Below are 15,671 nucleotides of genomic sequence, written 5' to 3'. Positions count from 1 at the left end.
TTATCTCCCTTAATCAAACTTCATTCGCGTGGCTTTCAGGTTCACTATCGCCAGCGCACCCACCAGCAGGAAGATCAGCGTGGCAATTGCTGCCGCCAGACCGAAGTCCTGACCCCCGCCGCCTTCAAAAGCGATGCGGTAGGTGTAGTTAACAAGCAGGTCGGTATAACCGGCTGGCGTGGTCGTGCCAAGACGATCCGGGCCGCCGTTGGTTAACAGTTGAATCAGCACGAAGTTGTTAAAGTTAAAGGCGAAGCTGGCGATCATCAGCGGCGTCAGCGGTTTAATCAGCAGCGGCAGCGTAATCTTAAAGAAGTTCTGGAACGGACCTGCGCCATCCATTGCTGAGGCTTCATACAAATCGTCCGGAATCGCTTTCAGCAAGCCCATGCAGAGGATCATCATGTACGGATAACCCAGCCAGGTATTGACGATAATTAGCATCGTGCGGGCGGTGGTCGGATCGCTGAACCAGGCGGGCTTCACGCCAAACAGCGCGCTCAACATCATGTTGATTTCACCGAAGCTCTGGTTAAACAACCCTTTGAAAATCAAGATTGAAATGAACGATGGCACCGCGTAGGGCAGAATCAGCAGGACGCGATAGACCGCTTTGCCGCGCAACGCTTCCCACTGCACCAGACACGCCAGAACCATGCCGACCGCCACCGTTAAAAAGACAGTGATCAGCGAGAACACCACGGTCCAGACGAAAATGGCGAGGAACGGTTTCTGAATGCCTTCGTCGGTAAAGACGCGGGTAAAGTTTTTCCAGCCGGTGGTCACGGTGTAACCGGGGCTTAGCTTTTCATCACCCCAGTTGCCGTCGGCGGTAATGGACTGGTAAAAGCCAATTTGGTTATTCGGACGATATTTCACGCCGCTCTGATTATTCGTCAACGTGCCGTCACCGTCGAGTGTGTAGAGCGGCTGCGTGCCAGAAAACTGGCGCAGGGAGCTCATCATCACTTTGTTGCCATCCGGCAGAATGGCGGTAATGTCACTCAGCGCCTGACGATTCTGGGTAATCACGCGCAGATTCGCGCGTTCGCCTTCGGGCTGGGCGGTCGTTTCTTTCAGTTGCAGTTTTTGCTCGCCGCCAAATTTAAAAGCGTCGGAGAGGTAATTTTTGCCGGTTTCGCCGTCGCTGAGCGCCAGTTGCCACTCATCGCCCGCCGGGTAAAGACCAAAGTTATAGGTTTTGCCTGCTTGCCAGGAGCGATCTAACAACACTTCCTGCGCACGTTCAAAAGTCAGCTGGTTAGTGCTGCTGTAGTTGGTGAAGGCAATGGCGATGGTGCAGACCAGAGGGAAGAGGACGAATAATCCCATTCCAGCCATTCCCGGGTAAACATAGCGCCAGGCGTAGGCTTTACGATTGGCGAAAATATACAGCCCCGCTGAACTCAATATCAGCGTGGTAATGGCGAACAGGTATTCCCCTTGTGCGTACATTAAAACAACAAGGTAACCCACCAGCAGGCCGAGCAGACCTAGCACTGACCATTTCAGCGCGTCGCTTTGCCACCAATGTTTCTTTTTAATGACATCCATGGGGTTCTTCCTCATTCCAGGACGGATAAGGCTTTCACGCCTTATCCGACAACAACTGCCTGATGCGACGCTGACGCGTCTTATCAGGCCTACATACGTTTCGGTTTTGTAGGCCGGACAAGGCGTTCACGCCGCATCCGGCATTTCACAGCATTACTTGGTGATACGAGTCTGCGCGTCTTTCAGGGCTTCATCGACAGTCTGACGACCGCTGGCGGCGTTGATCACCGCAGTACGCACGGCATACCAGAAAGCGGACATCTGCGGGATGTTCGGCATGATTTCACCTTTCTGGGCGTTTTCCATGGTGGCGGCAATACGTGGATCTTTCGCCAACTCTTCCTCGTAAGACTTCAGCGCTACGGCACCCAGCGGTTTGTCTTTATTAACCGCTTCCAGACCTTCATCAGTCAGCAGATAGTTTTCGAGGAACTCTTTCGCCAGCTCTTTGTTCGGACTGGCGGCGTTAATACCTGCGCTCAGCACGCCAACGAACGGTTTGGATGGTTGACCCTTGAAGGTCGGCAGTACCGTTACACCATAATTCACTTTGCTGGTGTCGATGTTGGACCATGCCCACGGGCCGTTGATGGTCATCGCTGTTTCGCCTTTATTAAAGGCAGCTTCTGCGATGGAGTAATCGGTGTCTGCATTCATGTGTTTGTTTTTAATCAGGTCAACCAGGAAGGTCAGACCCGCTTTCGCGCCAGCGTTATCCACGCCCACGTCTTTAATGTCGTACTTGCCGTTTTCATACTTGAACGCATAACCCCCGTCAGCAGCAATCAGCGGCCAGGTGAAGTACGGTTCTTGCAGGTTGAACATCAGCGCGCTCTTACCTTTCGCTTTCAGTTCTTTATCCAGCGCCGGGATCTCTTCCCAGGTTTTTGGCGGGTTCGGCAGCAGATCTTTGTTATAAATCAGCGATAACGCTTCAACAGCGATCGGGTAAGCAATCAGCTTGCCGTTGTAACGTACGGCATCCCAGGTAAACGGATACAGCTTGTCCTGGAACGCTTTGTCCGGGGTGATTTCAGCCAACAGGCCAGATTGAGCGTAGCCACCAAAGCGGTCGTGTGCCCAGAAGATAATGTCAGGGCCATCGCCAGTTGCCGCAACCTGTGGGAATTTCTCTTCCAGTTTATCCGGATGCTCAACGGTGACTTTAATTCCGGTATCTTTCTCGAATTTCTTACCGACTTCAGCGAGACCGTTATAGCCTTTATCGCCGTTAATCCAGATTACCAGTTTACCTTCTTCGATTTTGGCGAGAGCCGAGGCGGAAAACATCATCGTCGTTAATGCGGATAATGCGAGGATGCGTGCACCTGTTTTTATTTTCATAATCTATGGTCCTTGTTGGTGAAGTGCTCGTGAAAACACCTAAACGGACTCTAGTTTCTTTATACGGCAACCTCTTTCCATCCTCCTTGCCCCTACGCCCCACCGTCGCTTTGTGTGATCTCTGTTACAGAATTGGCGGTAATGTGGAGATGCGCACATAAAATCGCCACGATTTTTGCAAGCAACATCACGAAATTCCTTACATGACCTCGGTTTAGTTCACAGAAGCCGTGTTCTCATCCTCCCGCCTCCTCCCCCATAAAAAAGCCAGGGGGTGGAGGATTTAAGCCATCTCCTGATGACGCATAGTCAGCCCATCATGAATGTTGCTGTCGATGACAGGTTGTTACAAAGGGAGAAGGGCATGGCGAGCGTACAGCTGCAAAATGTAACGAAAGCCTGGGGCGAGGTCGTGGTATCGAAAGATATCAATCTCGATATCCATGAAGGTGAATTCGTGGTGTTTGTCGGACCGTCTGGCTGCGGTAAATCGACTTTACTGCGCATGATTGCCGGGCTTGAGACGATCACCAGCGGCGACCTGTTCATCGGTGAGAAACGGATGAATGACACTCCGCCAGCAGAACGCGGCGTTGGTATGGTGTTTCAGTCTTACGCGCTCTATCCCCACCTGTCAGTAGCAGAAAACATGTCATTTGGCCTGAAACTGGCTGGCGCAAAAAAAGAGGTGATTAACCAACGCGTTAACCAGGTGGCGGAAGTGCTACAACTGGCGCATTTGCTGGATCGCAAACCGAAAGCGCTCTCCGGTGGTCAGCGTCAGCGTGTGGCGATTGGCCGTACGCTGGTGGCCGAGCCAAGCGTATTTTTGCTCGATGAACCGCTCTCCAACCTCGATGCTGCACTGCGTGTGCAAATGCGTATCGAAATCTCCCGTCTGCATAAACGCCTGGGCCGCACAATGATTTACGTCACCCACGATCAGGTCGAAGCGATGACGCTGGCCGACAAAATCGTGGTGCTGGACGCCGGTCGCGTGGCGCAGGTTGGGAAACCGCTGGAGCTGTACCACTATCCGGCAGACCGTTTTGTCGCCGGATTTATCGGTTCGCCAAAGATGAACTTCCTGCCGGTAAAAGTGACCGCCACCGCAATCGATCAAGTGCAGGTGGAGCTGCCGATGCCAAATCGTCAGCAAGTCTGGCTGCCAGTTGAAAGCCGTGATGTCCAGGTTGGAGCCAATATGTCGCTGGGTATTCGCCCGGAACATCTACTGCCGAGTGATATCGCTGACGTCATCCTTGAGGGTGAAGTTCAGGTCGTCGAGCAACTCGGCAACGAAACTCAAATCCATATCCAGATCCCTTCCATTCGTCAAAACCTGGTGTACCGCCAGAACGACGTGGTGTTGGTAGAAGAAGGTGCCACATTCGCTATCGGCCTGCCGCCAGAGCGTTGCCATCTGTTCCGTGAGGATGGCACTGCATGTCGTCGACTGCATAAGGAGCCGGGCGTTTAAGCACCCCACAAAACACACAAAGCCTGTCACAGGTGATGTGAAAAAAGAAAAGCAATGACTCAGGAGATAGAATGATGATTACTCTGCGCAAACTTCCTCTGGCGGTTGCCGTCGCAGCGGGCGTAATGTCTGCTCAGGCAATGGCTGTTGATTTCCACGGCTATGCACGTTCCGGTATTGGTTGGACAGGTAGCGGCGGTGAACAACAGTGTTTCCAGACTACCGGTGCTCAAAGTAAATACCGTCTTGGCAACGAATGTGAAACTTATGCTGAATTAAAATTGGGTCAGGAAGTGTGGAAAGAGGGCGATAAGAGCTTCTATTTCGACACTAACGTGGCCTATTCCGTCGCACAACAGAATGACTGGGAAGCTACCGATCCGGCCTTCCGTGAAGCAAACGTGCAGGGTAAAAACCTGATCGAATGGCTGCCAGGCTCCACCATCTGGGCAGGTAAGCGCTTCTACCAACGTCATGACGTTCATATGATCGACTTCTACTACTGGGATATTTCTGGTCCTGGTGCCGGTCTGGAAAACATCGATGTTGGCTTCGGTAAACTCTCTCTGGCAGCAACCCGCTCCTCTGAAGCTGGTGGTTCTTCCTCTTTCGCCAGCAACAATATTTATGACTATACCAACGAAACCGCGAACGACGTTTTCGATGTGCGTTTAGCGCAGATGGAAATCAACCCGGGCGGCACATTAGAACTGGGTGTCGACTACGGTCGTGCCAACTTGCGTGATAACTATCGTCTGGTTGATGGCGCATCGAAAGACGGCTGGTTATTCACTGCTGAACATACTCAGAGTGTCCTGAAGGGCTTTAACAAGTTTGTTGTTCAGTACGCTACTGACTCGATGACCTCGCAGGGTAAAGGGCTGTCGCAGGGTTCTGGCGTTGCATTTGATAACGAAAAATTTGCCTACAATATCAACAACAACGGTCACATGCTGCGTATCCTCGACCACGGTGCGATCTCCATGGGCGACAACTGGGACATGATGTACGTGGGTATGTACCAGGATATCAACTGGGATAACGACAACGGCACCAAGTGGTGGACCGTCGGTATTCGCCCGATGTACAAGTGGACGCCAATCATGAGCACCGTGATGGAAATCGGCTACGACAACGTCGAATCCCAGCGCACCGGCGACAAGAACAATCAGTACAAAATTACCCTCGCACAACAATGGCAGGCTGGCGACAGCATCTGGTCACGCCCGGCTATTCGTGTCTTCGCAACCTACGCCAAGTGGGATGAGAAATGGGGTTACGACTACACCGGTAACGCTGATAACAACGCGAACTTCGGCAAAGCCGTTCCTGCTGATTTCAACGGCGGCAGCTTCGGTCGTGGCGACAGCGACGAGTGGACCTTCGGTGCCCAGATGGAAATCTGGTGGTAATAGCAAAACCTGGGCCGGATAAGGCGTTTACGCCGCATTCGGCAACCAACGCCTGATGCGACGCTTGCGCGTCTTATCAGGCCTACAACGGCTGTCAAATGTAGGCCGGATAAGGCGTTTACGCCGCATCCGGCATAAAAACAGGTTGTCATTATCTGAAAGGGGCGAAAGCCCCTCTGATTATCGGGTTTAGCGCGCTATTGCCTGGCTACCGCTGAGCTCCAGATTTTGAGGTGAAAACAATGAAAATGAATAAAAGTCTCATCGTCCTCTGTTTATCAGCAGGGTTACTGGCAAGCGCGCCTGGAATTAGCCTTGCCGATGTTAACTACGTACCGCAAAACACCAGCGACGCGCCAGCCATTCCATCTGCTGCGCTGCAACAACTCACCTGGACACCGGTCGATCAATCTAAAACCCAGACCACCCAACTGGCGACCGGCGGCCAACAACTGAACGTTCCCGGCATCAGTGGTCCGGTTGCTGCGTACAGCGTCCCGGCAAACATTGGCGAACTGACCCTGACGCTGACCAGCGAAGTGAACAAACAAACCAGCGTTTTTGCGCCGAACGTGCTGATTCTTGATCAGAACATGACCCCATCAGCCTTCTTCCCCAGCAGTTATTTCACCTACCAGGAACCAGGCGTGATGAGTGCAGATCGGCTGGAAGGCGTTATGCGCCTGACACCGGCGTTGGGGCAGCAAAAACTTTATGTTCTGGTCTTTACCACGGAAAAAGATCTCCAGCAGACGACCCAACTGCTCGACCCGGCTAAAGCCTATGCCAAGGGCGTCGGTAACTCGATCCCGGATATCCCCGATCCGGTTGCTCGTCATACCACCGATGGCTTACTGAAACTGAAAGTGAAAACGAACTCCAGCTCCAGCGTGTTGGTAGGACCTTTATTTGGTTCTTCCGCTCCAGCTCCGGTTACGGTAGGTAACACGGCGGCACCAGCTGTGGCTGCACCCGCTCCGGCACCGGTGAAGAAAAGCGAGCCGATGCTCAACGACACGGAAAGTTATTTTAATACCGCGATCAAAAACGCTGTCGCGAAAGGTGATGTTGATAAGGCGTTAAAACTGCTTGATGAAGCTGAACGCCTGGGATCGACATCTGCCCGTTCCACCTTTATCAGCAGTGTAAAAGGCAAGGGGTAATTACGCCCCACAGTGCTGATTTTGCAACAACTGGTGCGTCTCCTGGCGCACCTTTTTTTATGCTTCCTTCCTGGGATATGAGCGATTTTTTATAGTAACTCACTTCTTCTTCACTAAGAATATCCATTATCTCAATGCCTTATCAGAGATTCTTTTCCTTTCGCCGGTAGTGTCTGGACATTCAGGCTACTTTTCCAGGTTATTTTATTTCTGTTATGCAGAGGTTTTATGATAAGTCATATCCTAAATTCTGGCGGCAATAACTCTTTGATGAAACATGATGTGGTGCAAGGAAATAATATAGTAGATCTTGATTTACTACGTAATTTAAATGGGGTGCCAGGTTTAAACAGAGATAACTTTATTTATATCAGCAATATTTTTTCAAATATAAAACAACGGAACGAAAAAATCATGCAATAAATATGTTTCGTGAAGTCTCAATCAGTAATGATACTATAAGTGTAAAATTCTACAGAAATGAAAAAAATTGAATGCGCTTGCAATTTTCTGATGGATAAAGATGCGCAGGGGTATATCGACCTGTCTGATTTGGATTTAACAAGTTGTCATTTTAAAGGTGACGTTATATCGAAGGTGTCTTTTTTATCATCAAATCTACAACATGTAACATTCGAATGTAAAGAAATTGGGGATTGCAATTTTACTACTGCAATAGTTGATAATGTCATATTTAGATGTCGACGTTTACACAATGTGATTTTTATCAAAGCGAGTGGTGAATGTGTCGATTTCAGCAAAAATATTCTTGATACAGTTGACTTCTCGCAGAGTCAACTTGGTCATAGTAATTTTCGCGAATGTCAGATTAGAAATTCAAACTTCGATAATTGTTATCTTTACGCTTCGCACTTCACCAGAGCAGAGTTTCTGTCTGCCAAAGAAATATCATTTATTAAATCGAATTTGACAGCTGTTATGTTTGATTATGTGCGAATGTCGACAGGGAATTTTAAAGATTGCATTACAGAACAATTGGAATTAACTATTGATTATTCAGATATATTTTGGAATGAAGATCTCGATGGTTATATCAATAACATTATAAAAATGATTGATACATTGCCAGATAATGCAATGATATTGAAATCCGTTCTGGCCGTAAAACTGGTGATGCAATTAAAAATACTTAATATTGTTAATAAAAACTTTATTGAGAATATGAAGAAAATATTTAGCCATTGTCCTTATATAAAAGATCCCATTATACGCAGTTATATCCATTCTGATGAAGATAACAAGTTCGATGATTTTATGCGTCAACATCGATTCAGTGAGGTGAATTTCGATACCCAACAGATGATCGATTTTATTAACAGATTTAATACGAATAAATGGCTAATTGATAAAAATAACAATTTTTTTATCCAACTTATCGATCAGGCCTTACGATCAACGGATGATATGATCAAAGCAAATGTTTGGCATCTTTATAAAGAGTGGATTCGTAGTGATGATGTTTCACCTATATTTATAGAAACTGAAGATAATTTAAGAACCTTTAACACGAATGAATTAACACGAAACGATAATATCTTTATCCTGTTCTCCTCAGTCGATGATGGGCCAGTTATGGTGGTAAGCTCCCAGCGCTTACATGATATGTTGAATCCTACAAAAGATACCAATTGGAATTCCACGTATATCTACAAATCCAGACATGAGATGTTGCCTGTTAATCTTACTCAGGAAACACTTTTCAGCTCCAAATCTCATGGTAAATATGCGCTTTTCCCCATTTTTACTGCGAGTTGGCGAGCTCATCGTATAATGAATAAGGGTGTTTAAGTAAAGGAAAACATCACCGTTCCTGGCATCCTGGACGGTGATGCCCCTACGGTTGCCCTCGCCAGCACGGGCATCGGTAAAGCGTAAGGTTCAACATCGTTTTACCACTTCATGCGATTGTTGCGTTTTTGTTGCGTATTAGATCACTTAATTTGCTTTACATCTCCCGTAAACACTTTTCTGCGATACAATGCCTTTACGTTATGTAACGGAGAGTTCGGCATGTCACACCCCGCGTTAACGCAACTGCGTGCGCTGCGCTATTGTAAAGAGATCCCTGCCCTGGATCCGCAACTGCTCGACTGGCTGTTGCTGGAGGATTCCATGACAAAACGTTTTGAACAGCAGGGAAAAACGGTAAGCGTGACGATGATCCGCGAAGGGTTTGTCGAGCAGAATGAAATCCCCGAAGAACTGCCGCTGCTGCCGAAAGAGTCTCGTTACTGGTTACGTGAAATTTTGTTATGTGCCGATGGTGAACCGTGGCTTGCCGGTCGTACCGTCGTTCCTGTGTCAACGTTAAGCGGGCCGGAGCTGGCGTTACAAAAATTGGGTAAAACGCCGTTAGGACGCTATCTGTTCACATCATCGACATTAACCCGGGACTTTATTGAGATAGGCCGTGATGCCGGGCTGTGGGGGCGACGTTCCCGCCTGCGATTAAGCGGTAAACCGCTGTTGCTAACAGAACTGTTTTTACCGGCGTCACCGTTGTACTAAGAGGAAAAAAATATGGAGTGGAGTCTGACGCAGAATAAGCTGCTGGCGTTTCATCGCTTAATGCGTACGGATAAGCCAATTGGCGCGTTACTGCTGCTCTGGCCAACATTATGGGCGTTGTGGGTGGCGACACCGGGCGTTCCCCAGCTCTGGATCCTGGCGGTGTTTGTCGCGGGTGTCTGGCTGATGCGCGCTGCCGGATGTGTGGTGAATGATTATGCTGACCGCAAGTTTGATGGTCATGTTAAGCGCACGGCGAACCGACCACTTCCCAGCGGCGCGGTAACAGAGAAAGAGGCGCGCGCGCTGTTTGTCGTGCTGGTACTGATTTCGTTTTTACTGGTGCTGACGCTGAATACGATGACCATTCTGTTGTCGATTGCCGCGCTAGCGCTGGCGTGGGTGTACCCGTTTATGAAGCGGTATACCCATCTACCGCAAGTGGTGCTGGGCGCGGCGTTTGGCTGGTCGATTCCAATGGCTTTTGCCGCTGTGAGTGAGTCGGTGCCATTGAGTTGCTGGTTAATGTTCCTCGCCAATATTCTCTGGGCGGTGGCTTACGACACGCAGTATGCGATGGTTGACCGCGATGATGATGTGAAGATTGGCATTAAATCCACGGCAATCCTGTTCGGCCAATACGATAAATTGATTATTGGTATTTTGCAGATTGGCGTACTGGCACTGATGGCGATCATCGGTGAGTTAAATGGCTTAGGCTGGGGATATTACTGGTCAATTCTGGTGGCTGGCGCGCTGTTTGTTTATCAACAAAAACTGATTGCCAACCGCGAGCGTGAAGCCTGCTTTAAAGCATTTATGAATAATAACTATGTTGGTCTGGTACTATTTTTAGGGCTGGCAATGAGTTACTGGCATTTCTGATGATGTAAAAAAGCCGGATGATCATCCGGCTTTCTTCTGGGTTGCCTGATGCGCGGCGCTTCTCAGGCCTACACAACACATCGCAATTTATTGAATTTGCAGATTATGGAAGGCCGGATAAGGCGTTTTCGCCGCATCCGGCAATTCTCTCTGATTACCCTTCGCCCTGCGTCGCACTCTCAATCGTCAAACGCACGTCTGATGTAATCAACTCCGCCAGCAACTGATAAACCTTCATCGTTTCTGCCGGTTCGGCATCGCCGCTATCGCTGATATACCCTTCATCACGCAGTGTCAGCACCAGAGAACTGAACACCGCCTTGTCGAAGAACTCCGGCGCGTTGATGCCGTGCAGCACGGAGAGACGTTGCGCGACGGTGCGGCTCTCTTTCTCCAGCGTACCGCGGTTGATCGACGGGTTGGCACTCAACAACCAGAAGGTGATGGCATAACGTTGCAGCGTTTCGCGCGCGCCTGCGGCCAGCAGCTGTAGCGTGCGAGAATGCGCCGGGTTGATATGCAACTCATCATCTTGCAGGGTAATCAGCCCCTGACGTTGCATCTCATTTGCCAGCGCATCAATAACGTCCGGCAACTCGTCGCGATCCCAGCGCAGGAACAGCTCCGCTTTCAGCATTGGGTAAAGCACATTGACGTGCTCCATCAATACGTCGCGGGAGATGTGGCGATGCTGGGTGACGATTGCCGCCATCAGCGAAGGCAGCACCAACATATGCGCAATGTTGTTGCGATAGTAGGTCATCAGCACCGCTTGCTCGCGCGGCAGAATGATGATGTCGCCGATTGTGTCTTTCTCGACTTCAAACTTGTTCATTTGCAGCGCGTGATCGATAAGCTCGCTGGCGCTGGCTGAAGGAACGGTAGAGTCCGTGGAGTAGGGCACGTTGCGCATCAGATCCAGGTAGCAGTTGAGTTGCTCGGTTAACTGCTCGCGGGTGAGTGAGCGCTGACGTGATGCCAGTAGCGCAGTACAGCACAGGTTCATGGCGTTTGCCGCGCCTGCGTTGTTAATGCGTACCATCAGATCGGCAGCAATATTATTGACCGTCGGCGTTAACCATGCCGGACGCACCGCTTCGATGGGATCGATAGATTCACGCCAGTCAGGTACATGCTGGTTAAGGTAGGTCATCAACGGCATTGGTTCACCGAAGTTGACGTAACCCTGACCGAGATTACGCAGCTTGCTTAAACCGCGCAGCATCTGCGGCAGGCTCTCTTTCTCTTTCGTCGCGCCGCGCAGTTCTTTGGCGTAAGTACCCACTTCCATGACGTGCTCATAACCGATATAGATCGGAATCAGCGTAATCGGACGCGTGCCGCCACGCAGCATCGCCTGAATGGTCATCGACAGCGTACCAGTTTTCGGATCCAGCAAACGCCCCGTACGGGAACGACCGCCTTCCACGAAGTACTCGACGGAATAACCACGGCTGAACAGTTCGCCGAGATACTCCCGGAAAACGGTGGAATAAAGTTTATTGCCTTTAAACGTACGGCGAATAAAGAACGCCCCCAGACGGCGGAAAATCGGCCCGGCAGGCCAGAAATTCAGGTTGATCCCGGCGGCGATATGCGGCGGCACCAGCCCCTGGTGATACAGCACGTAAGAAAGCAGCAGGTAGTCCATGTGACTGCGGTGGCAAGGCACATATACCAGCTCATGACCGTCGTGGGCCAGCTGGCGAACGCGCTCAGCGTTATGGACGTTGATGCCCTGGTAAAGTCGGTTCCAGGTGAAGCCCAGAATACGGTCAGTCAGGCGAATCATCTCGTAAGAGAAATTCGCCGCAATCTCTTCCATCAGTGCAATCGCGTTCTGCTGCGCTTTTTCATGGGAGATTTTTTTGCTGCGCGCTTCATCTTCTACCGCTTTGGCAATGGCGCGGGAGGCGAGCAGCTTATTAAACAGATCCTGACGAGCAGGCAAACGTGGGCCTACGGCAGCCAGACGTTGACGGGCAAAGTGCATACGCGCCACGCGCGCCAGTTTCTGAGCGATAGTTTTATCCGTGCCGTGTTCATCCGCCATACGGCGCAGCGAAACTGACGGCGAGAAACGCACAAAACTGTCGCGACCGAGCCACAGTACAGCGAAAAATTTCTGTACGCCGTTAAGCATACGCAGCGGCGGGTTCACTTCGCCTTTTTCACGCCCCGGCGCGCGACCAAACATCACCGACACTGGCACCATCTGCACATCCAGATTTGGGTTGCTACGGTGCAAATCGAGATAGTCGTGGAACAGCTTAATAGACTCTTCTTTCGGCGTGTAATAGGTGAACACACGCGGCCCGCCGTGAATGAACACATAGCGCGGCAGTAGCGTGCCGTCGATTTCCAGCGGCTCTAACGGGTCAGGCAAGTCATGTGCCAGACACTGGGCGCGCAACGTCAGCAAATCTGCTTTCGAGTTGTACGGTAAAACGTACATAATTGGACGAGAGGTATCCAGCCCCAGTTCCGGGGCAGGATCTGCCGGAATAGACTTGCTTTTTACCAGGATGCTTAATGGTAAATTCAGTAATTTGTAGTAAATTCGTGGCCAGCCGGACATAAACGATGTAAAGCCTCTGGTTAATAATGCAAATGCGCGGCAAGGATAGCAGAAAGTCATGGGAAATTCTGTGGTATCCGCTCATGTTTCGCGCGGCGCTACGCAAACCCGAATCATCGGATTTAACGGTACACTGATATTGACGCTCATAATGTAAAAAGGTTCTTTCAATGGCCAATAATACCACTGGATTCACCCGAATTATCAAAGCTGCTGGCTATTCCTGGAAAGGTTTACGCGCTGCATGGATCAACGAAGCGGCATTCCGTCAGGAAGGCGTAGCGGTATTGTTGGCGGTGGTCATCGCCTGCTGGCTGGATGTGGACGCGATTACCCGCGTGCTGCTTATCAGCTCCGTGATGCTGGTGATGATTGTGGAAATCCTCAATAGCGCCATCGAAGCAGTGGTTGACCGAATTGGCTCTGAATACCATGAGCTTTCCGGACGCGCAAAAGATATGGGATCCGCTGCGGTGCTGATTGCCATTATCGTCGCCGTGATTACCTGGTGCATTCTGTTATGGTCGCATTTTGGATAACCCTTCCAGAATTCGATAAATCTCTGGTTTATTGTGCAGTTTATGGTTCCAAAATCGCCTTTTGCTGTATATACTCACAGCATAACTGTATATACACCCAGGGGGCGGAATGAAAGCGTTAACGGCCAGGCAACAAGAGGTGTTTGATCTCATCCGTGATCACATCAGCCAGACAGGTATGCCGCCGACGCGTGCGGAAATCGCGCAGCGTTTGGGGTTCCGTTCCCCAAACGCGGCTGAAGAACATCTGAAGGCGCTGGCACGCAAAGGCGTTATTGAAATTGTTTCCGGCGCATCACGCGGGATTCGTCTGTTGCAGGAAGAGGAAGAAGGGTTGCCGCTGGTAGGTCGTGTGGCTGCCGGTGAACCACTTCTGGCGCAACAGCATATTGAAGGTCATTATCAGGTCGATCCTTCCTTATTCAAGCCGAATGCTGATTTCCTGCTGCGCGTCAGCGGGATGTCGATGAAAGATATCGGCATTATGGATGGTGACTTGCTGGCAGTGCATAAAACTCAGGATGTACGTAACGGTCAGGTCGTTGTCGCACGTATTGATGACGAAGTTACCGTTAAGCGCCTGAAAAAACAGGGCAATAAAGTCGAACTGTTGCCAGAAAATAGCGAGTTTAAACCAATTGTCGTTGACCTTCGTCAGCAGAGCTTCACCATTGAAGGGCTGGCGGTTGGGGTTATTCGCAACGGCGACTGGCTGTAACATATCTCTGAGACCGCGATGCCGCCTGGCGTCGCGGTTTGTTTTTCATCTCTCTTCATCAGGCTTGTCTGCATGGCATTCCTCACTTCATCTGATAAAGCACTCTGGCATCTCGCCTTACCCATGATTTTCTCCAATATCACCGTTCCGTTGCTGGGACTGGTCGATACGGCGGTAATTGGTCATCTTGATAGCCCGGTTTATTTGGGCGGCGTGGCGGTTGGTGCAACGGCGACCAGCTTTCTCTTTATGCTGTTGCTGTTTTTACGCATGAGCACCACCGGGCTGACTGCGCAGGCTTATGGTGCCAAAAATCCTCAGGCATTAGCCCGTACGCTGGTGCAACCGTTGCTGTTGGCGTTGGGGGCTGGGGCGTTAATTGCGCTGCTGCGTACGCCGATTATCGATCTGGCGCTGCATATTGTTGGCGGTAGTGAGGCAGTCCTGGAACAGGCGCGGCGCTTTCTTGAAATCCGCTGGTTAAGCGCACCGGCGTCGCTGGCGAATCTGGTATTACTCGGTTGGTTACTCGGCGTGCAATATGCCCGTGCGCCAGTAATTTTGTTAGTGGTCGGCAATATCCTCAACATTGTGCTGGATGTCTGGCTGGTGATGGGGCTGCATATGAACGTGCAGGGCGCGGCGCTGGCGACGGTTATTGCGGAATATGCAACATTGCTGATTGGTCTGCTAATGGTGCGTAAAATCCTCAAACTACGCGGAATTTCCGGCGAAATGCTGAAAACTGCCTGGCGAGGAAACTTCCGTCGCTTGCTGGCGCTTAACCGCGATATCATGCTGCGTTCGCTGTTGTTGCAACTCTGTTTCGGCGCGATCACCGTACTTGGCGCGCGACTGGGGAGTGACATTATCGCTGTTAACGCGGTTCTGATGACGCTACTCACCTTTACCGCCTATGCGCTGGATGGTTTTGCCTACGCGGTTGAAGCGCACTCCGGTCAGGCATACGGTGCGCGCGACGGTAGCCAGTTGCTGGATGTCTGGCGGGCAGCGTGCCGCCAGTCGGGGATCGTAGCGTTACTGTTTTCGGTGGTTTATTTGCTGGCTGGGGAACACATCATTGCGTTACTGACGTCGTTAACCCAGATTCAGCAGCTGGCTGACCGCTATCTTATCTGGCAGGTGATTTTGCCGGTGGTTGGCGTCTGGTGTTATCTGCTGGACGGCATGTTTATAGGCGCAACGCGTGCCACCGAAATGCGTAACAGTATGGCGGTGGCCGCCGCAGGTTTTGCGCTGACGCTCCTTACGCTGCCGTGGCTGGGTAATCATGCTTTGTGGCTGGCATTAACCGTCTTTCTGGCGTTGCGCGGGCTTTCTCTGGCGGCTATCTGGCGGCGTCACTGGCGCAATGGTACCTGGTTTGCCGCAACGTGACGGTTAAAAATTCTGAATAAATAATCCTAAGCCAAATTGCTGACTACACTTAATCTCACGTTCAGAAGAAA

The 15,671-nt window shown here is 50.6% G+C and carries 11 protein-coding genes and 2 pseudogenes; 9 read left to right on the top strand and 4 right to left on the bottom strand.

All coding sequences use genetic code 11. The annotated features are described in order from the left end of the window. Positions 1-9: 9 nt before the first annotated feature. Positions 10-1,554, bottom strand: a complete 1,545-nt coding sequence (gene malF, locus KXD89_RS20595; RefSeq protein WP_001297290.1) for a maltose ABC transporter permease MalF — start codon at positions 1,552-1,554, stop codon at positions 10-12. Positions 1,555-1,707: 153 nt separating this feature from the next. Then, positions 1,708-2,898 carry a maltose/maltodextrin ABC transporter substrate-binding protein MalE gene (gene malE / locus KXD89_RS20590; RefSeq protein WP_000695387.1) on the bottom strand — a complete coding sequence of 397 codons (1,191 nt, stop codon included), beginning with the start codon at positions 2,896-2,898 and terminating at the stop codon, positions 1,708-1,710. 364 nt (positions 2,899-3,262) lie between these two features. Here malE and malK point away from each other — a divergent pair, with 364 nt between their 5' ends. Together malK and lamB are read left to right on the top strand one after the other, a co-directional pair. Continuing rightward, entirely contained in the window at positions 3,263-4,378 is a 1,116-nt protein-coding gene (gene malK, locus KXD89_RS20585; protein ID WP_000179165.1) for a maltose/maltodextrin ABC transporter ATP-binding protein MalK, read from the top strand. A 71-nt stretch (positions 4,379-4,449) separates the two neighbouring features. Beyond that, complete coding sequence (gene lamB, locus KXD89_RS20580) at positions 4,450-5,790, top strand: maltoporin LamB (protein ID WP_000973663.1); 1,341 nt, start codon at positions 4,450-4,452, stop codon at positions 5,788-5,790. A 13-nt stretch (positions 5,791-5,803) separates the two neighbouring features. Here the strand turns inward: lamB and KXD89_RS22615 are convergent. Next, positions 5,804-5,924 (bottom strand): annotated as a pseudogene (locus KXD89_RS22615) (hypothetical protein); the annotation flags it as partial. Positions 5,925-6,032: 108 nt separating this feature from the next. On the opposite strand from KXD89_RS22615, the gene malM reads away from it, so the two are divergent. The 4 genes and pseudogenes from malM to ubiA all read left to right on the top strand — a co-directional run bounded on the left by malM (position 6,033) and on the right by ubiA (position 10,367). Further along, positions 6,033-6,953, top strand: a complete 921-nt coding sequence (malM, locus tag KXD89_RS20575) for a maltose operon protein MalM (RefSeq protein ID WP_001326641.1) — start codon at positions 6,033-6,035, stop codon at positions 6,951-6,953. Positions 6,954-7,181: 228 nt separating this feature from the next. Continuing rightward, positions 7,182-8,762 (top strand): annotated as a pseudogene (locus KXD89_RS20570) (SopA family protein). A 222-nt stretch (positions 8,763-8,984) separates the two neighbouring features. Then, positions 8,985-9,482 carry a chorismate lyase gene (gene ubiC, locus KXD89_RS20565; RefSeq protein WP_001326644.1) on the top strand — a complete coding sequence of 166 codons (498 nt, stop codon included), beginning with the start codon at positions 8,985-8,987 and terminating at the stop codon, positions 9,480-9,482. A gap of 12 nt (positions 9,483-9,494) precedes the next feature. Beyond that, positions 9,495-10,367 (top strand): 4-hydroxybenzoate octaprenyltransferase, encoded by an 873-nt coding sequence (gene ubiA, locus KXD89_RS20560; RefSeq protein WP_000455227.1) that lies wholly within the window; start codon positions 9,495-9,497, stop codon positions 10,365-10,367. A 154-nt stretch (positions 10,368-10,521) separates the two neighbouring features. Here the strand turns inward: ubiA and plsB are convergent, their stop codons facing one another. Continuing rightward, positions 10,522-12,945: a glycerol-3-phosphate 1-O-acyltransferase PlsB gene (gene plsB, locus KXD89_RS20555; RefSeq protein WP_000017354.1), complete on the bottom strand. Its 2,424-nt coding sequence runs from the start codon at positions 12,943-12,945 to the stop codon at positions 10,522-10,524. Positions 12,946-13,115: 170 nt separating this feature from the next. Between plsB and dgkA the strand changes: the two genes are divergently transcribed. The 3 genes from dgkA to dinF all read left to right on the top strand — a co-directional run bounded on the left by dgkA (position 13,116) and on the right by dinF (position 15,600). Then, the gene (dgkA, locus tag KXD89_RS20550) at positions 13,116-13,484 is read left to right on the top strand and encodes a diacylglycerol kinase (RefSeq protein WP_000002907.1); all 369 of its coding nucleotides are present in this window, start codon (positions 13,116-13,118) and stop codon (positions 13,482-13,484) included. Between the two features lie 109 nt (positions 13,485-13,593). Next, positions 13,594-14,202, top strand: coding sequence for a transcriptional repressor LexA (gene lexA / locus KXD89_RS20545; RefSeq protein ID WP_000646078.1), 609 nt, complete (start codon positions 13,594-13,596; stop codon positions 14,200-14,202). A gap of 72 nt (positions 14,203-14,274) precedes the next feature. Further along, positions 14,275-15,600 (top strand): MATE family efflux transporter DinF, encoded by a 1,326-nt coding sequence (dinF, locus tag KXD89_RS20540; protein WP_001326646.1) that lies wholly within the window; start codon positions 14,275-14,277, stop codon positions 15,598-15,600. Positions 15,601-15,671 lie beyond the last annotated feature (71 nt).

The organism is Escherichia sp. TC-EC600-tetX4, assembly GCF_019356055.1.
In the GTDB taxonomy this organism is placed as follows: domain Bacteria; phylum Pseudomonadota; class Gammaproteobacteria; order Enterobacterales; family Enterobacteriaceae.
Note: the sequence above shows the minus strand (reverse complement) of the source record. Positions and strands in the feature narration are given on the sequence as shown.

Coding starts and splice junctions, on each gene's coding strand:
- malF (WP_001297290.1), bottom strand. CDS start 1,554: ATGGATGTCATTAAAAAGAAACATTGGTGGCAAAGCGACGCGCTGAAA.
- malE (WP_000695387.1), bottom strand. CDS start 2,898: ATGAAAATAAAAACAGGTGCACGCATCCTCGCATTATCCGCATTAACG.
- malK (WP_000179165.1), top strand. CDS start 3,263: ATGGCGAGCGTACAGCTGCAAAATGTAACGAAAGCCTGGGGCGAGGTC.
- lamB (WP_000973663.1), top strand. CDS start 4,450: ATGATGATTACTCTGCGCAAACTTCCTCTGGCGGTTGCCGTCGCAGCG.
- malM (WP_001326641.1), top strand. CDS start 6,033: ATGAAAATGAATAAAAGTCTCATCGTCCTCTGTTTATCAGCAGGGTTA.
- ubiC (WP_001326644.1), top strand. CDS start 8,985: ATGTCACACCCCGCGTTAACGCAACTGCGTGCGCTGCGCTATTGTAAA.
- ubiA (WP_000455227.1), top strand. CDS start 9,495: ATGGAGTGGAGTCTGACGCAGAATAAGCTGCTGGCGTTTCATCGCTTA.
- plsB (WP_000017354.1), bottom strand. CDS start 12,945: ATGTCCGGCTGGCCACGAATTTACTACAAATTACTGAATTTACCATTA.
- dgkA (WP_000002907.1), top strand. CDS start 13,116: ATGGCCAATAATACCACTGGATTCACCCGAATTATCAAAGCTGCTGGC.
- lexA (WP_000646078.1), top strand. CDS start 13,594: ATGAAAGCGTTAACGGCCAGGCAACAAGAGGTGTTTGATCTCATCCGT.
- dinF (WP_001326646.1), top strand. CDS start 14,275: ATGGCATTCCTCACTTCATCTGATAAAGCACTCTGGCATCTCGCCTTA.